At 47.0% G+C, this 19,921-nt stretch carries 17 protein-coding genes, 2 tRNA genes and 2 pseudogenes; 16 read left to right on the top strand and 5 right to left on the bottom strand.

The genetic code is table 11. From position 1 onward, the window contains the following. The first annotated feature begins 2 nt into the window (after window positions 1-2). Together PSI15_RS06045 and PSI15_RS06040 are read left to right on the top strand one after the other, a co-directional pair. Window positions 3-1,319 (top strand): ATP-binding protein, encoded by a 1,317-nt coding sequence (locus tag PSI15_RS06045; RefSeq protein WP_273582740.1) that lies wholly within the window; start codon window positions 3-5, stop codon window positions 1,317-1,319. Further along, on the top strand, window positions 1,316-3,511 hold the full coding sequence (locus PSI15_RS06040) for a DEAD/DEAH box helicase (protein ID WP_273582739.1): 2,196 nt from the start codon (window positions 1,316-1,318) through the stop codon (window positions 3,509-3,511). Before PSI15_RS06045 ends, PSI15_RS06040 begins: the two co-directional genes overlap by 4 nt. Before the next feature lie 42 nt (window positions 3,512-3,553). On the opposite strand, the gene PSI15_RS06035 is transcribed toward PSI15_RS06040, so the two are convergent. Next, window positions 3,554-4,474 carry a hypothetical protein gene (locus PSI15_RS06035; RefSeq protein WP_273582738.1) on the bottom strand — a complete coding sequence of 307 codons (921 nt, stop codon included), beginning with the start codon at window positions 4,472-4,474 and terminating at the stop codon, window positions 3,554-3,556. Between PSI15_RS06035 and PSI15_RS18565 the strand changes: the two are divergent. Then, window positions 4,473-4,731, top strand: a pseudogene (locus PSI15_RS18565) (hypothetical protein); the annotation flags it as partial. The gene PSI15_RS06035 and the pseudogene PSI15_RS18565 overlap by 2 nt on opposite strands. 102 nt (window positions 4,732-4,833) lie before the next feature. Continuing rightward, window positions 4,834-5,088 carry a hypothetical protein gene (locus PSI15_RS06025; RefSeq protein WP_273582752.1) on the top strand — a complete coding sequence of 85 codons (255 nt, stop codon included), beginning with the start codon at window positions 4,834-4,836 and terminating at the stop codon, window positions 5,086-5,088. A gap of 1 nt (window position 5,089) precedes the next feature. Here the strand turns inward: PSI15_RS06025 and PSI15_RS18560 are convergent. The 4 genes and pseudogenes from PSI15_RS18560 to rsmC all read right to left on the bottom strand — a co-directional run. Continuing rightward, window positions 5,090-5,320 (bottom strand): annotated as a pseudogene (locus PSI15_RS18560) (phage integrase central domain-containing protein); the annotation flags it as partial. 296 nt (window positions 5,321-5,616) lie between these two features. After that, window positions 5,617-5,703 (bottom strand) — tRNA-Leu (locus PSI15_RS06015). A 46-nt stretch (window positions 5,704-5,749) separates the two neighbouring features. Continuing rightward, window positions 5,750-5,836 (bottom strand) — tRNA-Leu (locus PSI15_RS06010). Between the two features lie 172 nt (window positions 5,837-6,008). Then, a complete protein-coding gene (rsmC, locus tag PSI15_RS06005; RefSeq protein ID WP_045968664.1) occupies window positions 6,009-7,022 on the bottom strand; it encodes a 16S rRNA (guanine(1207)-N(2))-methyltransferase RsmC in 1,014 nt (337 codons plus the stop codon). Between the two features lie 139 nt (window positions 7,023-7,161). On the opposite strand from rsmC, the gene PSI15_RS06000 reads away from it, so the two are divergent. From PSI15_RS06000 to deoB, 12 genes are all read left to right on the top strand, one after another. Beyond that, window positions 7,162-7,572: a DNA polymerase III subunit psi gene (locus PSI15_RS06000; protein ID WP_273582737.1), complete on the top strand. Its 411-nt coding sequence runs from the start codon at window positions 7,162-7,164 to the stop codon at window positions 7,570-7,572. After that, the gene (rimI, locus tag PSI15_RS05995) at window positions 7,541-7,990 is read left to right on the top strand and encodes a ribosomal protein S18-alanine N-acetyltransferase (protein ID WP_273582736.1); all 450 of its coding nucleotides are present in this window, start codon (window positions 7,541-7,543) and stop codon (window positions 7,988-7,990) included. Before PSI15_RS06000 ends, rimI begins: the two co-directional genes overlap by 32 nt. A gap of 386 nt (window positions 7,991-8,376) precedes the next feature. Then, the gene (locus PSI15_RS05990; protein WP_045968670.1) at window positions 8,377-8,688 is read left to right on the top strand and encodes a helix-turn-helix domain-containing protein; all 312 of its coding nucleotides are present in this window, start codon (window positions 8,377-8,379) and stop codon (window positions 8,686-8,688) included. Further along, window positions 8,681-9,895, top strand: a complete 1,215-nt coding sequence (locus PSI15_RS05985; protein WP_045968672.1) for a type II toxin-antitoxin system HipA family toxin — start codon at window positions 8,681-8,683, stop codon at window positions 9,893-9,895. Before PSI15_RS05990 ends, PSI15_RS05985 begins: the two co-directional genes overlap by 8 nt. Before the next feature lie 302 nt (window positions 9,896-10,197). Beyond that, window positions 10,198-11,787: a peptide chain release factor 3 gene (gene prfC / locus PSI15_RS05980; RefSeq protein WP_273582735.1), complete on the top strand. Its 1,590-nt coding sequence runs from the start codon at window positions 10,198-10,200 to the stop codon at window positions 11,785-11,787. 196 nt (window positions 11,788-11,983) lie between these two features. Then, the gene (locus tag PSI15_RS05975; RefSeq protein ID WP_045968675.1) at window positions 11,984-12,385 is read left to right on the top strand and encodes a BON domain-containing protein; all 402 of its coding nucleotides are present in this window, start codon (window positions 11,984-11,986) and stop codon (window positions 12,383-12,385) included. Between the two features lie 333 nt (window positions 12,386-12,718). Beyond that, entirely contained in the window at window positions 12,719-13,855 is a 1,137-nt protein-coding gene (locus PSI15_RS05970; protein WP_273582734.1) for a patatin-like phospholipase family protein, read from the top strand. Then, complete coding sequence (locus tag PSI15_RS05965; RefSeq protein ID WP_273582733.1) at window positions 13,856-14,626, top strand: TatD family hydrolase; 771 nt, start codon at window positions 13,856-13,858, stop codon at window positions 14,624-14,626. It abuts the gene before it with no gap. Between the two features lie 340 nt (window positions 14,627-14,966). Beyond that, window positions 14,967-16,232, top strand: coding sequence for a NupC/NupG family nucleoside CNT transporter (locus tag PSI15_RS05960; protein ID WP_273582750.1), 1,266 nt, complete (start codon window positions 14,967-14,969; stop codon window positions 16,230-16,232). Window positions 16,233-16,337: 105 nt separating this feature from the next. Then, on the top strand, window positions 16,338-17,117 hold the full coding sequence (gene deoC, locus PSI15_RS05955; RefSeq protein ID WP_273582732.1) for a deoxyribose-phosphate aldolase: 780 nt from the start codon (window positions 16,338-16,340) through the stop codon (window positions 17,115-17,117). 99 nt (window positions 17,118-17,216) lie between these two features. Further along, a complete protein-coding gene (gene deoA / locus PSI15_RS05950; protein ID WP_273582749.1) occupies window positions 17,217-18,554 on the top strand; it encodes a thymidine phosphorylase in 1,338 nt (445 codons plus the stop codon). Between the two features lie 91 nt (window positions 18,555-18,645). Next, window positions 18,646-19,869, top strand: a complete 1,224-nt coding sequence (gene deoB, locus PSI15_RS05945; RefSeq protein ID WP_273582731.1) for a phosphopentomutase — start codon at window positions 18,646-18,648, stop codon at window positions 19,867-19,869. The last annotated feature ends 52 nt before the right edge of the window (window positions 19,870-19,921 follow it).

Raw genomic sequence — 19,921 nt, 5'->3', positions numbered from 1 at the left:
TCATGTCTGGCATTCGTATTCGTCTCAAAGAAAGAGACGCTATTATTCAGTCGCTGAAATCGGGCGTTACGCCTAAAATTGGCATTCAGCATATTCAAGTTGGTCGGGTAAACGAGATAAAAGCACTCTGGCAGGATATCGAACGTATCGTCGATGGCGGCGCGGGATTCCGGCTTATTATCGGGGAATATGGTTCAGGTAAGACATTCTTTTTAAGCGTCGTTCGCTCAATTGCCTTAGAGAAAAAATTGGTCACAGTGCACGCCGACTTATCCCCTGATCGCCGTATCCATGCCTCAGGTGGACAGGCTCGAAACCTCTACTCTGAACTGATGAAGAATTTATCCACCCGTAACAAGTCTGATGGAAATGCGTTACTGAGCGTGGTTGAGCGCTTTATCACAGAAGCCCGAAAAGAGGCGGAAAGCACAAATTTACCCGTTCCTGCCGTTATTCATCAAAAACTCACTGCATTGTCCGATATGGTTGGCGGCTATGATTTCGCCAAAGTCATTGAATGTTACTGGCAGGGCCATGAGCAGGATAATGAGGTTTTAAAATCTAATGCTATCCGCTGGCTGAGAGGCGAATACACTACGAAAACTGACGCCCGAAACGATCTTGGTGTACGCACCATTATCTCGGATGCTTCTTTCTACGATTCGCTGAAGCTGATGAGCCTGTTTGTCCGTCAGTCCGGATATACGGGTCTACTGGTTAATCTGGATGAAATGGTTAACCTCTACAAGCTTAATAATACGCAGGCCCGGGTCGCGAACTATGAGCAAATACTGCGTATTCTGAACGATTGTCTTCAGGGAACGGCTGAACATATTGGCTTTCTGCTCGGCGGTACTCCGGAGTTCCTGTTTGATCCTCGTAAAGGACTATACAGCTATGAAGCACTTCAGTCGCGCCTGGCTGAAAACAGCTTTGCACAGCGCGCAGGCGTGATTGACTACTCATCCCCGTCCCTGCATTTGGCCAGCCTGACGCCAGAGGAACTCTACATTCTTCTAAAAAATCTGCGCCACGTATACGCGGGCGGAGAGCAGGACAAATATCTTGTTCCCGATGAAGCTCTGACAGCATTTTTACGTCATTGTAGCGATACCATCGGCGATGCTTATTTCCGTACACCGAGAAATACGATTAAAGCCTTTCTGGATATGCTTGCCGTACTGGAACAAAACCCGGCCATCCATTGGTCGCAGCTTATTGCAGGTGTGAATATCACAGAGGAAAAGCCCAGTGATATGGATGAGATCACTTCGGACAGTGACACTGATGAGGACGGTTTAATAGACTTTAGGCTATGATGAGTGCATATCAACGGTTGGATCCACGCATACAGAAGTGGATATATCGGCAAGGCTGGAGTGATCTACGGGAGCTACAAAAAAAAGCGATCCCGCCGATATTAGCAGGTGATCGAGATGTATTGATCAGCGCTGCCACCGCTGCCGGTAAAACGGAAGCCTGCTTTTTGCCCGCCTGCTCCGCTATCGCGGATATTCAGAATGGTTTTGGTATCCTGTACATCAGCCCGCTCAAAGCGTTAATTAACGATCAGTACCGACGACTGGAAGGTCTTGGTGATGCGCTGGAAATGCCCGTTACCCCCTGGCATGGTGATGTTACGCAGAGTAAAAAACTAAAAGCAAAGAAAAATCCTTCCGGTATTCTACTCATTACGCCGGAATCGCTGGAAGCGATGCTCATCCGTTCCTCTGGCTGGCTAAAGCAGGCTTTCGCTCCACTAGCTTATATCGTTATTGATGAATTCCATGCCTTTATCGGCTCAGAGCGAGGTATGCAGCTTCTCTCCCTGCTGAACCGGATTGATCATATACAGGGAAGAGTTAACAACCCGGTTCCCAGAGTCGCCTTAAGCGCGACGCTGGGAGAACTGGAGAAAGTGCCATTATCCCTGCGACCGAATCAGCGTCTTCCCTGCGACATCATCACTGACAACGAGAGTCACGCCACATTAAAGGTACAGGTAAAAGGCTATCTGGAACCCATGATCTCCTCAGGTGAAGAACCGTCGCCTTCGGCTGAAACGCAGATCTGTCACGATATCTTTCGGTTTTGCCGTGGCGATTCCCATCTGGTTTTCGCTAACAGCCGTAAACGAGCCGAAAGCATCGCCGCTACGCTTAGCGATCTCAGCGAGGCGAGCATCGTTCCTAATGAGTTCTTTCCTCATCATGGTTCGTTGTCAAAAGACCTGCGTGAAACACTCGAACAACGACTCCAGAAAGGAAATTTTCCTACCACTGCCATTTGTACGATGACGCTGGAGCTGGGCATAGATATCGGCAAAGTCAGTTCTGTGATACAGGTAACCCCACCGCATTCCGTTGCCAGCCTGCGCCAGCGCATGGGGCGTTCTGGCAGACGCGGCTCTCCCGCCGTGCTGAGAATGTTGATCGCAGAACATGAACTGACACACACATCAAGTATTGTCGATCAACTGAGGCTACAACTTATTCAATCAATGGCGATGATAAGATTGTTGATAGGGAGTAAATGGTTTGAACCTGCCAATACCCGGCAAATGCACTACTCCACGTTGTTTCATCAAATCCTGGCGATCGTTGCTCAGTGGGGAGGGGTGCGCGCGGATCAACTCTGGTCGCAACTATGCCAGCATGGGCCATTTCAGAAAGTCGATTTGAATAATTTTAAAACACTGCTACAACATATGGGAAAACTTCAGTTTCTGACGCAGCTCTCCAGTGGAGAGCTCGTACTTGGAGTAGAAGGCGAACGGCTGGTTAATCAATACACATTTTATGCTGTCTTCAGTACACCGGAAGAATTTCGCATTGTCGCTGGCAACAAAACACTGGGTTCTGTGCCCGTTGATTCACCACTACTGCCTGAACAACATATCATTTTTGGCGGGCGACGCTGGAAAATAACCGACATCGACAGCGAAAAAAAAGCCATTTACGTCGAAGTGACAAAGGGGGGACAACCGCCTTTATTTGGTGGTGGAGGCATGTCCATACATGATGCTGTCCGGCAGGAAATGCTAGCCATCTACCGGGAAGGTGATTACCGAATCGTAGTTGGTGAACATAAGGCCGACTTTGTAGATGCCTCAGCCAGAAATCTGTTTGAAGAAGGTTTGCATTATTTTCGCAGCAACAATTTATCTTCTGAATACTTTATTCAGCAGGGGCAGCACGTTTATATCCTTCCCTGGCTAGGGGATCAAACCGTAAACACATTATCAGCATTGCTACTTCAATGTGGCTTCAAGACCGGATCGTTTGCGGGTGTCATTGAAGTTGAACAAACCACAGTGGATGAAGTTAAGCAGATGTTAGCCAATACGCTTAGGGATGGGTTACCATCAGAATGTCTTCTTGCCGAAAGCGTGCCTGAAAAATTTCTTGAGAAATATGACGAATACCTACCCGATGTATTGCTTACTCAGGGATACGGATTACGAGCTTTTGATGTTGATGGCGTGAGTAGATGGTTGCAAGAATATCTCTAGTGGTACATTTACGGCGATAACGAATTACCGCCACACGTTCTGTCAGTTCTCCACCATCAACCGGGCGAGCTTGGCAAAAATCGAACTCTTGCTACTGTCGCCACTCTTGAGCATATCTAGGGTGAAACTATTGAGATAGATTCCGGTCAACGGGTGGTTAAATACATCCACGGCATCGCCTTGGGCATCCCATATCAGCAGGTTTTCCACCAGGTTAGGGCGCGCAATAGAAGGGCTTGTAGGCTGGGCATCGCTAATAAGGACAAACACCCCATACTCATGCGGCTGCAAGTAAGTGTGGTGATGCTTCATCTTTTGCGATTTGGTTAGCGGGTCATGTTTCGAGCGACCGGGTGATATCAGATAGGGCAATACGTTAAACTCAGGTTTTGCCGAACGAGTGATGGTGTACTCGTCAAACTTAATTCCTTTGCGTTCTGCCAGCGCCTTTTCCTGCTCCTGATAAACGTACGCATCGACGACATCAAATTGAGCCGGGCCAATCAGACGCGGCACGCGCACGCTATTGTAGGTGGTAAGCAACACGTCAGCGGCGTGGTCGTATAGATAAAAGCTGTTGTTGAACACTTTCTTTAGCCGCTTCAAAGGTGGATGTTCAACCGATAGCCATTCCAGATCACCTTTAGTGATGCCTGCATTTACCACCTTAAGCTGATCATGTTCAGCTTTCAGCCCAACATGCGCGAGCAGGGTTGTACCTCTTTCTGTGATACGCATCGCATACGCGGTATAGCGGCCGTCTGTTAGGTTAGGCAGTGGGATGTGGTGTTGTGTTAGCAAACTCTCTTTGAACCATAGCTCAGTTTTTGTTCGGCGGATCTTACTATTCAGCAAGTTAACTGCGGATTTGAGGCGGCTACGAGACTTTGCAAGATCGGCTTTATTGAGAGATCGCCCTCTTAGTACTACAGCCGTACGCCCCATTGTGGCATGATAGCCCATGACATTTTTTCCTGAAAATACGGGTGGTGCACCCTGCACTCTGCACTCATCGGCCAACGCTTGGGAACAGGAACTTCTCTCACTTCATTACCCGTCTGGCTCCGTTGTTTCACCATCCCGGCCCACAGCAACGCAGCCTCGCTTATCTCCGGGGATGACTCAGTGATGTTGAACGTAAAAATGGCTGGCAACTGGGGGAATGGATAGGAGAACGCACGCCTGATGGCATTCAACATCTGTTGGTCCAGCGCAGCCGGGATGAAAAACAGAAACGGGCTTATCATGTCGTGTATGCGTGCCGGGAACAGGCTGACCTGAAGACCCTAGCTCAGGTGGCAGGCCATCGCTGGTATCGGCACATGACCTTATCGCTACTGGCCCATGCGGTTCTGGCGGTCTTGCGGATACGGGAGAAAAAAACGCCGAAGGGGGTGATAGCTCTCAGTGTGGCGGAACTGTGTAGGCTACTGTCAAAATTAATGGAAAAGGCCGGAGAGACCGTCGAACAGGTTTTACATTGGTCATCTTGGCGACGACGACACCAATACTACGCACAACAATGTCATTATCGCTACCGGGATAACCTTATGATTACAGAGTGTTTACGGCTGTAGTACTAGAGGGTAGAGCTGGATAGTGTCGTGCTTTGGTTGTCGATAACGCCCCAGCCATATCACTAGCTGGATTTGAGTCGATGTAATCGTTTTGTACTGTATAACGCATTATGGCCGTCGCACGCTGTTGGAGATGCTGTGCGACATCATGCTTCCCGCTGGCATCAACTTTTTTAATCGGGGCTAGTAGGTGGATGGTTTTAAGTTGGCGAATGTCAGACGAGCCGATATGAGTGTCTAGTCCTGATATACGTTGACACTTATTTTACTCATAACTGACGCCTGATGATGTACTTCATCGGCCATTTTGTAGGTTTTGTCTTTGAGCTTTGCGGTCTTTACCTGTCTGGCGTTGAGCTTCATTTTAGGGGGCACATTTATAATCGAAGTGTAGGTGCCCCTGATTATGTCCCATGCTGCATGTTGATTGCAACGGACTACAGTAGACGTCAAAGTAATGAAGTTAGTTGATTTATTGGGGTTTTTATGGAATTTGTAGACTTGGGTAGGCGTTAGAAAACTAACGAATGGTGCGAAGGGGGGGACTTGAACCCCCACGTCCGTAAGGACACTAACACCTGAAGCTAGCGCGTCTACCAATTCCGCCACCCTCGCAAGTACTGCCATTTGTCTTATTTGTTTAACTGATAGCTATCTGATTTGGTGCGAAGGGGGGGACTTGAACCCCCACGTCCGTAAGAACACTAACACCTGAAGCTAGCGCGTCTACCAATTCCGCCACCCTCGCCTATCCAGAGACTATCGCTTAAACGAATAGCATGGGGGCGCATTCTAGAGATTTTATGGCTGGCGTCAATCATTATTTAGCGAGAAAACGTATGACTGGTGTAAAAATCGGCATATCAATTGCCTGCCCGTTAAGCGGGGACAGGCAAAACAAGGAACACTGACCGTCAGAATTATCTTTTGGTCGCTTGATAAACTTTAAATTTACCAGTTTGCGCAATGACTTCATGGTTGCCAAAGGCCTTATCCAGCAGGGCAGGGTAAGGCAAGAACGCATTGGCAACAATCCGCAATTTACCGCCGGATTTCAGGTAAGTTGGCGCCATGCGGATCATATCATCGGCCGCCGCCAGGTTAGTTTTCAGGCCATCATGGAAAGGGGGATTAGAAATAATCCAGTCGAATTTTCCTTCAATGGCAGAATAGACATTACTGGTGACCACATTACCTTGCAGTTTATTGGCGTTCAGCGTTGCTTTACTCGATACGATGGCGGCAGCATTGACATCGCTCAGTGTCAGGGACAAATCTGGGTTCTTTTTACCCAATACGGCAGCCAATACGCCGGCACCACATGCCATATCCAGCAGGCTGCCAGAGATGGGCGCATTAAACGTAGAAAGCAGCAGACGACTACCGACATCTAAATCATCCTGGCTAAAGACGCCGGGCAGGGTATTGATGGTGACATCTTCCACTTGATAGCTGTTCCACCAGTTGTTTTGATCAAACTGAACCTGATTTGTCAATTGACCATAAAACAGGCTACAACGGCGTGCGGTATCAATCTTACGAAAAGTCGCAATACCTTCCATTAATTTATCAACACTGCGAACACCACTGCGGTTTTCACCGACAATAAAGATATCAGTGCCGGGTGGCAGGATAGAAAACAGGCTGCGTAGTTGGAAACGTGCTTCCTGTTTGCTTTTTGGCCAGTAATAAATCAGCGTATCGCATCCGCTGATAAATGCGTTATCCGCGACAAGGCCGAAGTGGGCATTATCACCAAGCTGGCGGATCAGCGATTGCCAGTGGTGATATTGGTTAGTATGCACTCGCACACTTGCAGCGTCGATTTCTGTTGCCAGATTGTCCTGAAGATCACCGGCAAACAGCAAGTGATGAGGGCGGAATTGCTCATGATGGCGCAGGATAACTTCACTGGCCGGGGTTAATACTGACATCTATGTATAGCTCCTTATCAATCTTTATCCAAGTAATTAAGTATCAGCGGGCAGAGCTGAGATGCCATGCCAATTGGCGCAGGGATTAGCGCTCTGATATATTACTGGTTATTTTTTATGGCAGATGGAATAAAACACGATGACGAAGCGTGACAGATTACTCTCCCGATTGGGGATCACCCAATGGGTTTTGCGTAGCCCTTTGGCGTTGCAAGGTGAATTATCTGTCCTCATCCCTGATTCAACCCGTCTATTGATCATTAGCCATGATCACATTGACTTAAGTCATTCATTGTTTGCTGATATTTTTACAGCCATGGGGATCGATGCCTCATCGGTATATTGCATCACGACAAAAGATGTTGAGCTACTTTCGGAATCAATCCACTGTCCAAGCTGGCTGTTAGGGGTTGATATTACCTTATCAATACAAGGGATTTCTTTGAGAAGCCCAGCATTAAATGACTTATCTCTTGATGGGAATGCAAAACGTGCTCTTTGGCAACAAATTTACCATTATGAAGAATATTTCTCTATTAACTCCCGTTGATCTTGTCGCCGCATTTCAAATAGAACAGGCCAGCCATGCGTTTCCGTGGAGTGAAAAAACCTTTTACTCCAGTCAGGGAGAACGTTATCTCAACTATAAGATAACGCAGGACGGCCAACTTATTGGTTTTGCGATAACGCAATATGTGATGGACGAAGCGACACTCTTTAATATCGCTATTCACCCTGAGCATCAATCACGGGGATATGGCAGGGCATTGTTGACGCATCTTATCAATATTTTGCCGGAAAAACAGATCAATACATTGTGGCTTGAGGTGCGACGCTCGAATCAATCCGCCATTCGTTTATACGAAGATCTGGGCTTCAATGAAGTTTCCATCCGTAAGAATTATTACCCGACTGCGGCAGGTAAGGAAGATGCCATTATTATGGCGTTGCCGTTGTTTGGTGGCTGAAAAGAACACGTTTGGTTGAATAGCGTATAACTGTATGAAACGCAAGAGCGGTTGTGGTGTCTTCAACATCATTGGTTGTTTATAACCTCAAGTTCAGCCAAAATAAGCGCCAATCACGATTAACACGACGGATTTGAAAGCCCTTTCCATTCTTGGGGGTGAGCTAAAAAGTACTCTAGTAGTTGGGAATGTGTTTTCCGGTCTCATTAAAGTTATCTGAGTGGAAACTAAGCCGGTAAAGCGTGATGCACCATTGATTATCTACCATAGTAGATCAATTTCGCCTTGTTGATATGTAATAGCTAATCAAACTTGTACTCTCTTAATTGTCGTGATATGTTTTTATATATATTTTCTGGCCAATGATGTATTAAAGCATATCAAGTATGAGTTATGTAACAGAGCAAATACTGGAAAGCCTTCGAGAAGCACGCGCACGTAAAGGTTTTAGCCAGAGAGAGCTGAGCGCCCGATCAGGTGTACCTCAAAGCCATATCTCGAAAATCGAGTCTGGAGGCGTTGACCTAAGGGTTTCCAGTTTGATTGCACTTGCGCGTGTACTCGACCTAGAGCTATTTGTCGCGCCTAAAAAATCTGTGCCAGCGATAAAGTCGATCATTCGAAGTAGCAAAGGTAATCAGAATGAGGGTGAACAGGTGTCACCTGCATACAATTTAGATGGAGACAGCGATGAGTAACAATGTATCCACTCTAAACGTTTTGCTTTACGGCGAGCCTATCGCAACGATCACCAACGTTGGCAATGACAGAACGCTATTTGCCTTTACGGATGCTTACACGAATGATGAATCTCGGCCTGTGTTAGGACTTGGCTTTAAAGATTCGCTCGGTGGTTTGCTCACTAACTTCAAACCTACCCAAACCAAGTTAACACCGTTTTTCTCCAATCTACTGCCAGAAGAAACGATGCGTAACTACCTGGCAGAGCGTGCTAGTGTGAACCCGGCGCGGGAATTTTTTCTATTGTGGGTGTTAGGACAGGACTTAGCGGGAGCGATCACTGTTGAACCTGCCGATGGTGAAGCACTGCCGCCTAATGTGCATCAAGAAATTGAAGATGAAACCAAATACGAAGCACCGATGCGCTTTTCATTGGCGGGTGTGCAGTTGAAATTTTCAGCAGTGCAACATGCCAATGGCGGTTTGACGATCCCAGCTACAGGTAAAGGTGGCTCATGGATTGTGAAATTGCCATCATCTCGCTTTGAAGCCGTGCCGGAAAATGAATATTCGATGATGGAATTGGCACGAATGTTAGGAATGGATGTGCCAGAAATTCAGCTGTTACCCATTAACCAGATTGCTAACATCCCGGAAGGAATCGGAAAGTTTGGCGATAGTGCCTTTGCGATCAAGCGGTTTGACCGTGCTGATGGGCAAGCAATACATATTGAGGACTTTGCGCAAGTCTTTGGCGTATATCCTCAAGATAAATACAAAAAGGCCAGTATGTGTAATATCGCGCAGGTTATCGGCATAGAAGGTCAAGAGGAAGACATTGCTGAATTTACTCGTAGGTTGGTGTTCAATACGCTAATTGGCAATGCTGATATGCATTTGAAGAACTGGTCTGTGATTTACAAAGACAAGCGCACTGCATCAATTGCACCGGCTTATGATTTTGTCTCGACCATTCCCTACATTCCTGATGATAATGCCTCGTTAAAGGTTAGCCGCAGCAAAAAGTTCAGTGATTTTACTCTGGATGAATTATCGCACTTAGCGGCCAAAGCCATGTTGCCAGAAAAGTTGGTGTTGGATACGGCCAAGCAAACTGTGGCAGGCTTCCATGAAGTATGGGCGAAAGAAAAAGCCCATTTGCCGCTCACCAAATCTATGATTGAAGCAATTGAGAAGCACTTGCGAAACATACCACTGCGCTAATTGCACCATCATTGGTGTAGTTCGACAGACTATCATCGATTTTTGGTAGTGAAGGAATTTGTGGTTTAGCCACAGTTGTTCATGAGCTGAAGAAACAACGATTGCAAGCAGCTACAACTGAGCATTGGCACACGTTGAGAGCAAATGGTAACGGATTAGATAACCATTGATTGTTTATAACCTCAAGTTCAGCCAAAATAAGCGCCAATCACGATTAACACGACGGATTTGAAAGCGGGGCGCTGTCAAGAAGCGCTTCCCAAACGGTATCAATCCGTGTACAGACTAGAAGATCCCAATTGATGTCAAATTCCCCATTTCTGCAAGAAGTCGCTAAACGGCGCACCTTTGCAATCATTTCCCACCCGGATGCGGGTAAAACCACGATTACCGAAAAAGTATTACTGTTCGGACAGGCGATCCAGAAAGCGGGTACGGTAAAAGGCCGCGGCTCCAACCAGCACGCTAAATCAGACTGGATGGAGATGGAAAAACAGCGTGGTATTTCTATTACCACTTCCGTGATGCAGTTTCCGTATGCCGACTGTCTGGTTAACTTACTGGATACGCCAGGGCATGAAGATTTCTCGGAAGATACTTACCGCACGCTGACCGCCGTTGACTGCTGTCTGATGGTCATTGATGCAGCAAAAGGGGTCGAAGATCGTACCCGTAAGCTGATGGAAGTGACTCGTCTGCGTGATACGCCAATCCTGACCTTCATGAACAAGCTCGACCGTGATATTCGTGATCCCATGGAGCTGATGGATGAAGTGGAAAATGAACTGAACATTGCCTGTAGCCCGATTACATGGCCAATCGGCTGTGGTAAATCCTTCAAGGGCGTCTATCACCTCTATCTTGATGAAACTTACCTGTACCAGTCTGGTCAAGGGCATACCATTCAAGAGGTTCGCGCCATCAAGGGATTGGATAACCCCGAACTCGATGCGGCAGTGGGTGAAGAGCTGGCGAATCAATTGCGCGAAGAGCTGGAACTTGTCAAAGGCGCATCCCATGAATTTGATCAGGAAGCCTTTTTGCAGGGCGAATTGACACCCGTCTTTTTCGGTACGGCATTGGGCAACTTTGGGGTTGATCATATGCTGGATGGCTTGGTGAAATGGGCACCAACCCCGATGCCTCGCCGGGCCGATGCGCGTGACGTGACCGCGTGTGAAGAAAAATTCACCGGCTTTGTGTTCAAAATCCAGGCGAATATGGACCCGAAACACCGTGACCGCGTCGCATTTATGCGCGTCGTTTCCGGTAAATATGAAAAAGGCATGAAATTGCGCCAAGTCCGCATTAAGAAAGAGGTTGTCATTTCTGATGCACTGACCTTTATGGCCGGGGATCGTTCTCATGTCGAACATGCTTATCCGGGGGATATTATCGGTCTGCACAATCATGGCACTATTCAGATTGGCGATACCTTTACCCAAGGTGAAGAGCTGAAATTTACCGGCATTCCTAATTTTGCCCCTGAATTGTTCCGCCGTATTCGTCTGCGTGATCCGCTGAAACAGAAGCAATTGCTGAAAGGTCTGGTGCAATTGTCGGAAGAAGGCGCGGTACAGGTATTCCGTCCGCTGTCCAATAACGATCTGATTGTCGGCGCGGTGGGGGTGCTTCAGTTTGATGTGGTTGTTGCCCGTTTGAAGAGTGAATATAACGTTGAAGCGTTGTATGAACCGGTTAACGTTTCCACGGCTCGCTGGGTAGAGTGCAGCGATGCGAAGAAACTGGAAGAGTTCAAACGCAAAAACGAGCTGAACTTGGCTCTCGATGGTGGTGATAACTTAACGTATATTGCACCCACCATGGTCAATTTAAACCTGACCAGTGAGCGCTATCCTGACGTTTCTTTCCGCAAGACGCGGGAACATTAATCTCTTTTCGGGCCAGCTATCCTGTTGGCCCTATGATTTATTCTGTATGTATATTCTGATATTTTTGCCATTAATAGAATAATTCTCTGGTTTAATGAAAATATACGTTATTTTTTGTAAATTCCATTTTATCACTACTGGCTAATTGACATACTGTCTTGGTAACCGTTCAAACTGAAGTTAGGAAGGTGGTAGGATGAAAAATATCAAGTTTACCCATTCACTGCTGGCTGTTGTTCTGGGTTCGGTACTGAGCAGTAGTGGTGCTCTGGCAGCCGATATTTCTTCGGGAAAAACATTGGAGAGTACGGGGCAAAAAATCGATAAATCCCTGGATGTTGCAGGAGAAAAAATTGATAGCTCCTTGAAAAAGGCAGATGTTTATTTAGACGATAGTGCCATTACGGCGAAAGTGAAAGCGGCATTGCTGGAACATAAGGGCATAAATAGTAAAAACATTTCGGTGAAAACAGAAAAAGGTATTGTTCATCTTTCCGGTTTTGTTAAAAACAAACATCAAGCGGCAAAAATAGCCAAAATTGTTCATGGCGTGAAAGGCGTCAAATCAGTGAAAAATACAATAGAGATTAAGCAGTGATCTCGATGTAAAAACCACTATGGATTGAAAAAATCATTATAGATTAAAAAATAACAGACATTATGAATGGAGTGGCTGATATATAGCCACTCTTTTTATTTCTTTTCCTCAAATAACATTTTGTTAAGCAATGAGATTATCTCACAAGAATGTTATTCATTAGCGGCATTCCGGCAACTTGTTACTTTCATATTGATTTAACGATTGATGATTAATTTGGGCATTTTTTATAAAAATGTTACAAGCAAGTTGTTTGAGCAACGATATACTGATAGATATTCAGCTAATATGCTATGGACTGGTGGTATCATTAACTTTCAGGGGGAGAGAAGAGTGGGGAAACGTATTCCAGTAACATTGGGTAATATAGAGCCTTTAGCATATAAATCACCGAGTAAACCTGGAAAAATTGCACTCGTTTGTGAAGGTGGTGGTCAGCGAGGTATTTTTACCGCCGGTGTTTTGGATGAATTCCTCCGGCTTGGTTTTAATCCATTTGAACTGTTCCTTGGAACATCTGCGGGAGCGCAAAACCTGTCTGCCTATATTTGTGGTCAGCGGGGATATGCCCGCAAGGTCATCAACCGTTATACGACCGACCCGGCTTTTTTTAATCCATTGCGTTTTGTGCGCGGTGGGCATTTGATCGATTTAGATTGGTATATTGATACGATTTCTGAGCAGTTGCCACTTAATCTTTCTGCTGCAATGCATCAGTTTGATGCGGGACGTGAATTCTATATGTGCGCTTGCCGTGCTGATAATTTTGAAGCGAATTATCTGCATCCCGATGAAAAAAATTGGATGGATATTGTCAAAGCCTCAAGTGCTATTCCGGGGTTTTACCGTAATGGTGTTACCCTTGATGATGTTGTTTATCAAGATGGTGGTATTTGTGATGCGATCCCCGTACAGGAAGCTTATCGCCGGGGAGCGGATACTATCGTTGTGATCCGAACAGTGCCTTCACCACTTTACTATACGCGTCAGTGGTTCAAGCGCATGGAGCGCTGGCTAGAGGCCAGTAGTTTGCAAAAGATGGTTAAGATGCTCAACCTCCATGCACGAAGTTACCGTAAGACACAGAAGTTTATTGAAAATCCGCCGGGTGATGTGCAAATCTTCGAAATTTATCCGCCGGCACCATTGGCTGCAATGGCATTGGGAAGCCGGCTTAGTGCACTAAATCAGGATTATCATTTGGGGCGGCGTTGCGGACGATATTTTCTGGCAACGATTGGGCACACGTTTGTTAGCGGAAAATTTGGCGATGCCGAATGTAAAAGTTATGGGGTATGCCGCACGGGGTTAAATGCGGATAGCGTCAACCGCCATTGTTTTCGCAGAAACCATTTCCTCAGCAGCTTCAATTATCACCCAATAGTGGAATCCTCCGCGCCCGATGTCATGGAAAATGGGCAAACGACAGACACTATTATGATGAAGAATTTGGATAACTCGGACAATTAGATGTTTATTGATACCCATTGCCATTTTGACTTCTTTCCTTTTGCGGGTGATGAAATAGCCAGCCTGCAACAAGCCAGACAGATGGGCGTGGAAAAGATTATCGTTCCCGCGATAAGCCAAATGAATTTCCAGAGAGTTTCTGCGTTAGCTAAAGCGTATTCCCCCATTTATGCCGCTCTGGGTTTACATCCACTTTATATTGCTGAACATCAAGAGGCGCATTTAGATGAGTTGGAGCAGAAATTACAAGAAAAAGAGGCCAACTGTGTCGCGGTAGGTGAAATTGGCCTTGACCTTTATATGCCAGATCCGCAGTTTGACAAGCAGAAAGGCCTGTTAGAAGCGCAGTTAAAACTTGCTAAACAACATGATCTGCCCGTGATCCTCCATTCCAGAAAAAGCCATGATCAATTGGCGGCAATTTTGAGAAAGTACAAGCTACCACGAACCGGAGTTATTCATGGTTTTGCGGGGAGTTTATCCCAAGCCCAAGCCTTTATTCGTCAGGGATTTTATATTGGTGTCGGGGGAACAATTAGTTACGACAGGGCACAAAAGACACGTCATACCATTGCACAATTACCTTTGTCATCTTTGGTCTTGGAAACGGATGCGCCTGATATGCCGTTAGCGGGGTTTCAGGGACAGCCAAATCGCCCCGAAAGAGTTGCACAGGTTTTCTCTGCGTTGTGTGAGTTGCGTCAAGAAGCGCCAGAGGAAATTGCCAATCAAATTCATCAAAATAGTGTAACGCTATTTGCATTGAGTTAAATGATATCGTATCGGTCGTTGTGATCCATTTGAAAGATAAGGAAATAATAAACATTAATAATGCTTAACTTATATTCTTCGCCTGTTTATCCTATTTTTTGCCTTTTTCTCCGTTAAATTATCTATCCCCACCGAAATTAAATGGTTTTATGTGACGCATGTCTCATTTTTTGTTTTTATATTACTTTTTGCTGCATTAATTTGTGATGTTAGTTGCTTGTTCTTTTTTAGTCCTAGGTATAATCGGCTCGCACACAATGTCAGTAGAAACTTATAGGATAGCTGACATATTTTCTTATTATTTATTCAGTGAACAGGGATTCTTCCAATGCAACTCCTCATGAGCCTGATCGGAATGCTAGTGCTGATTTTTATCGCAGTACTCTTCTCCAGTAACTATCGAGCCATTAACATTCGTACCGTCTTGGGCGCCTTTCTGATTCAGATTGCTATTGGGGCATTTGTACTTTATGTCCCCGCCGGTAAAGACGTTCTGGAGGGAATGTCGGCAGGCGTTTCTAATGTGATTGGATATGGGCAAAAAGGAACAGATTTTATTTTTGGCGGCCTGGTTTCCGACAAAATGTTTGAATTGTTCGGTGGTGGCGGCTTTATTTTTGCCTTGCGTGTTCTTCCGGTAATTGTTTTCTTCTCGTCACTGATTGCGGTGTTGTATTACATGGGCATTATGCAGGTCGTCATCAAAATATTGGGTGGTGGATTGCAAAAAGTATTGGGCACATCACGGACTGAATCCTTGTCTGCAACGGCAAATATTTTCGTGGGTCAAACCGAAGCCCCTCTGGTTGTGCGTCCGTATATTGCGACTATGACCCAGTCTGAGTTGTTCGCCGTGATGTGTGGTGGCTTGGCTTCTGTTGCGGGTTCCGTGCTGGCGGGGTACGCTCAAATGGGCGTGCCATTGGAATACCTGATTGCGGCTTCATTTATGGCAGCACCCGGTGGTCTGCTGTTTGCGAAATTGATGGTGCCGGAAACAGAAAAAACGCAGGATACGGCTGACGCGATGTCGTTGGTTGCAGCGGAAGAACGCCCTGCAAACGTGATTGATGCTGCGGCATCCGGTGCGGCATCCGGTATGCAGTTGGCTCTGAACGTCGGCGCAATGCTGTTGGCATTCACCGCATTGATTGCTTTGCTAAACGGTATCTTAGGCGGTATCGGCGGCTGGTTTGATTATCCGCAGTTATCGATGGAACTGGTTTTGGGTTGGATTTTTGCACCAATCGCCTACCTGATCGGTATTCCGTGGAATGAAGCGACCATCGCGGGTTCCTTCATCGGCCAGAAATTAGTGGTCAATGAATTCGTGGCATTTATGAACTTTGGTGAGTACCTGAAAGCCGATGATGTCGTTCAGGCTGCGGGTCTGCAAGTGCTTTCTGACCATACTAAAGCCATCATCTCTTTTGCCTTGTGTGGTTTCGCTAACCTGTCTTCTGTGGCGATCCTGTTGGGCGGCTTGGGGGGTATGGCACCAAACCGTCGCGGTGACATTGCCCGTTTCGGCTTGAAAGCTGTCTTGGCAGGTTCACTCTCTAACTTGATGAGTGCAACCATTGCTGGATTCTTCTTCTCGCTGTAAAACGCCGAGGAGCCGATATCAAATTGAATGCAGGTGAGATTTCTCACCTGCTTTTATTTTTCCTAAACTGATTCAGTCACGATAATAATACTGTTGGAGAGTTTTATGACCGATTTAACTGCCGCCGCTCAGCGTGCGCTGAGTCTGATGGATTTAACGACACTAAATGATGATGACACCGATGAAAAAGTGACCGCACTTTGTCGTCAGGCAAATAGCCCAGCTGGACAGACAGCGGCTATCTGTATCTACCCGCGTTTTATTCCCGTGGCACGTAAGGTATTACGTGAACAGGGAACCCCCGATATTCGCATTGCGACGGTGACCAACTTCCCGCATGGCAATGATGATATCGGCATTGCACTGGCTGAAACCCGTGCTGCCATTGCCTACGGTGCGGATGAAGTGGATGTGGTTTTCCCTTATCGCGCATTGATGGCCGGTAATGAGCAGATTGGTTTTGACTTGGTGAAAGCGTGTAAAACCGCCTGTGCTGAATCGGGCATCTGGCTCAAAGTTATTATTGAAACCGGTGAATTAAAAACAGCGGCCTTGATTCGCAAAGCCGCGGAAATTGCCATCAAGGCAGGTGCTGATTTTATCAAAACCTCAACCGGTAAAGTGCCGGTTAATGCGACGCTGGAAAGTGCCGAGATTATGTTGAGCGTGATCCGTGATATGGGCGTCGCTGATAGTGTCGGTTTTAAACCCGCGGGTGGCGTGTGCACTGCCGAAGAAGCGGCACAATATTTGGCACTGGCGGAACGTATTATGGGAGACAACTGGGTGGATGCCCGTCATTTCCGTTTTGGTGCGTCCAGTTTGTTGGGCAGTTTACTGACCACGCTTGGACACCAGAGCCCAAAACACAGTAGTGGTTATTGAGATCAATAATCACTGATTGCGTGCATACTAAAATGGTGTGACGAAGATGATATGCACGACTGCCATTCTTTTCAGATAATCATGATTGGGGAGGTAGCTTTGTTTCTGGCACAGGAAATTATTCGCAAAAAACGGGATGGCCATCCATTGAATGAAGAAGAAATACGCTTCTTTATTCACGGCGTCCGCGATAATACGGTTTCTGAAGGGCAAATTGCCGCACTGGCGATGACTATCTATTTCCATGACATGACGATGGAGGAGCGTGTCGCACTGACATTGGCGATACGTGATTCGGGTACGGTTTTAGATTGGAAAAAATTGAATTTACCCGGCCCGGTTGTCGATAAACACTCGACAGGCGGTGTGGGGGATGTTACCTCCCTGATGCTTGGTCCCATGGTGGCGGCGTGTGGAGGATATGTGCCGATGATATCAGGGCGTGGCTTGGGGCATACCGGAGGAACGCTGGATAAACTGGAATCTATTCCTGGTCTTGACATTTTTCCCGCTGAGCACCATTTCCGCGACATGATCCGCGATGTGGGCATTGCCATTATCGGGCAGACCAGCGCACTGGCACCTGCGGACAAACGCTTTTATGCGACGCGCGATATTACGGCGACCGTGGATTCCATCCCGTTGATTACCGCCTCTATCTTGGGTAAAAAACTGGCCGAAGGGCTGGATGCCTTGGTGATGGATGTGAAAGTGGGTTCGGGGGCATTTATGCCGACCTACGAACAATCGGAGCGGCTGGCCGAAGCCATTGTTGGCGTCGCCAATGGTGCGGGATGCAAAACCACCGCACTCTTGACGGATATGAATCAAGTTTTGGCATCCAGTGCGGGTAATGCGTTGGAAGTGCGTGAAGCCGTCCAATTCTTGACGGGGGAATACCGTAACCCCCGGCTATTTGAAGTGACGATGGCGTTATCTGCTGAAATGCTGGTTTCGGGCAATTTGGCTATCGATCGTGACGAGGCATACCGCAAGTTACAGGCAGTACTGGACAGTGGCAAAGCGGCGGAAACCTTTGGTCGCATGGTGGCAGCCCAGCGAGGGCCAACCGATTTTGTCGAAAATTACGCTCGTTACCTGCCGACGGCGAAATTCAGCAGGCCAGTATTGGCCGGGCAATTAGCCGAAAAAAATGGCGTCGTTGCAGAAATGGATACCCGTGCCTTGGGCATGTCTGTGGTTGCATTGGGCGGGGGACGGCGTAAGGCGACAGATACGATTAATTACAGTGTGGGGCTGAGTGATATCGTTGCGCTGGGCACCAAAGTGAATGCGGATACGCTCTTGGCCATGATCCATGCCAGCAACGAGCATGATTGGCATGCGGCCGCAGACGCAGTGCGCAGGGCTTTTGTCTTTAAGGAAAACGAAATCCAAGCCACCACACCGATGATTTATCGTCATATCCGTGGATAAATCATACAAGCTAAATCATACAAGCACTGAAATCGATTTTAATAGCGGGTAATTTCCGCCTTGATAGCGTGAATTGACGCAGGAGAAAATTATGAAACGTACATTCATCATGGTATTGGATTCCTTTGGTATCGGTGCAAGCGCTGATGCTGAAAAGTTTGGCGACAAGGGATCTAACACGTTAGGGCATATTGCAGAACAATGTGCCCGTGGTGAGGCTGATATCGGCCGTAAGGGGTCATTAAACTTGCCAAACCTGAGTCGATTGGGATTGGGCAAAGCAACAGAAGAGTCTTGTGGAACTTTCCCGATTGGCCTGGATAAGGATGCCGAAATTATTGGCGCTTATGGTTATGCGAGTGAACTTTCTTCTGGTAAAGACACGCCGTCAGGCCACTGGGAAATTGCGGGCGTTCCGGTTCTGTTTGACTGGGGGTATTTCCGTGACGAAGAGAATAGCTTCCCACAGGAATTGCTGGATAAACTTGTCGAACGGGCAAATCTGCCGGGTTATCTGGGTAACTGCCACTCTTCCGGTACCGTTATTCTGGAACAACTGGGTGAAGAACACATGAAAACCGGTAAGCCGATTTTCTATACTTCTGCGGATTCTGTTTTCCAGATTGCTTGCCATGAAGAGACCTTTGGCCTGGAAAATCTGTATGCGTTGTGTGAAATTGCGCGTGAAGAGCTGAATATCGGTGAATATAACATTGGCCGCGTGATTGCCCGTCCGTTTGTGGGGGATAAAGCCGGGAATTTCCAGCGTACTGGCAACCGTCATGATCTGGCCGTTGAACCGCCCGCTCCGACCGTCCTGAAAAAACTGGTTGATGAAAAGCAGGGAGACGTGGTTTCCATCGGCAAAATTGCAGATATCTACGCGAATGTCGGGATCACCAAAAAGGTCAAGGCGACGGGCATTGATGCCCTGTTTGATGCTTCATTGATTGAAATGGCGCAAGCGGGGGATAATACTATCGTATTTACCAACTTTGTTGATTTTGACTCTTCTTACGGTCACCGCCGTGATGTTGCCGGTTATGCGGCCGCGCTGGAGTTGTTTGACCGTCGTCTGCCAGAAATGCTCAAGTTGGTGAAAGAAGACGACATTCTGATCTTAACGGCTGACCACGGTTGTGACCCAACCTGGCCAGGCACCGATCACACTCGTGAACATGTCCCAGTGCTGGTTTACGGACCGAACGTTAAACCCGGTTCATTAGGACATCGTGAAACGTTTGCCGACATGGGGCAGACAGTCGCGAAATATTTCGATCTGACCCCCATGGATTACGGTAAAGTGATGTTTTAGTGTTTTGTGGAGACCTGCTGGTCTCCCCATTTCCATCTGTTCTAATTCGTAA

The organism is Xenorhabdus sp. PR6a, assembly GCF_028599065.1.
In the GTDB taxonomy this organism is placed as follows: domain Bacteria; phylum Pseudomonadota; class Gammaproteobacteria; order Enterobacterales; family Enterobacteriaceae; genus Xenorhabdus; species Xenorhabdus doucetiae.
The sequence above is the reverse complement of the archived record's forward strand: the minus strand, read 5'-3'. Positions and strand labels throughout refer to the sequence as shown.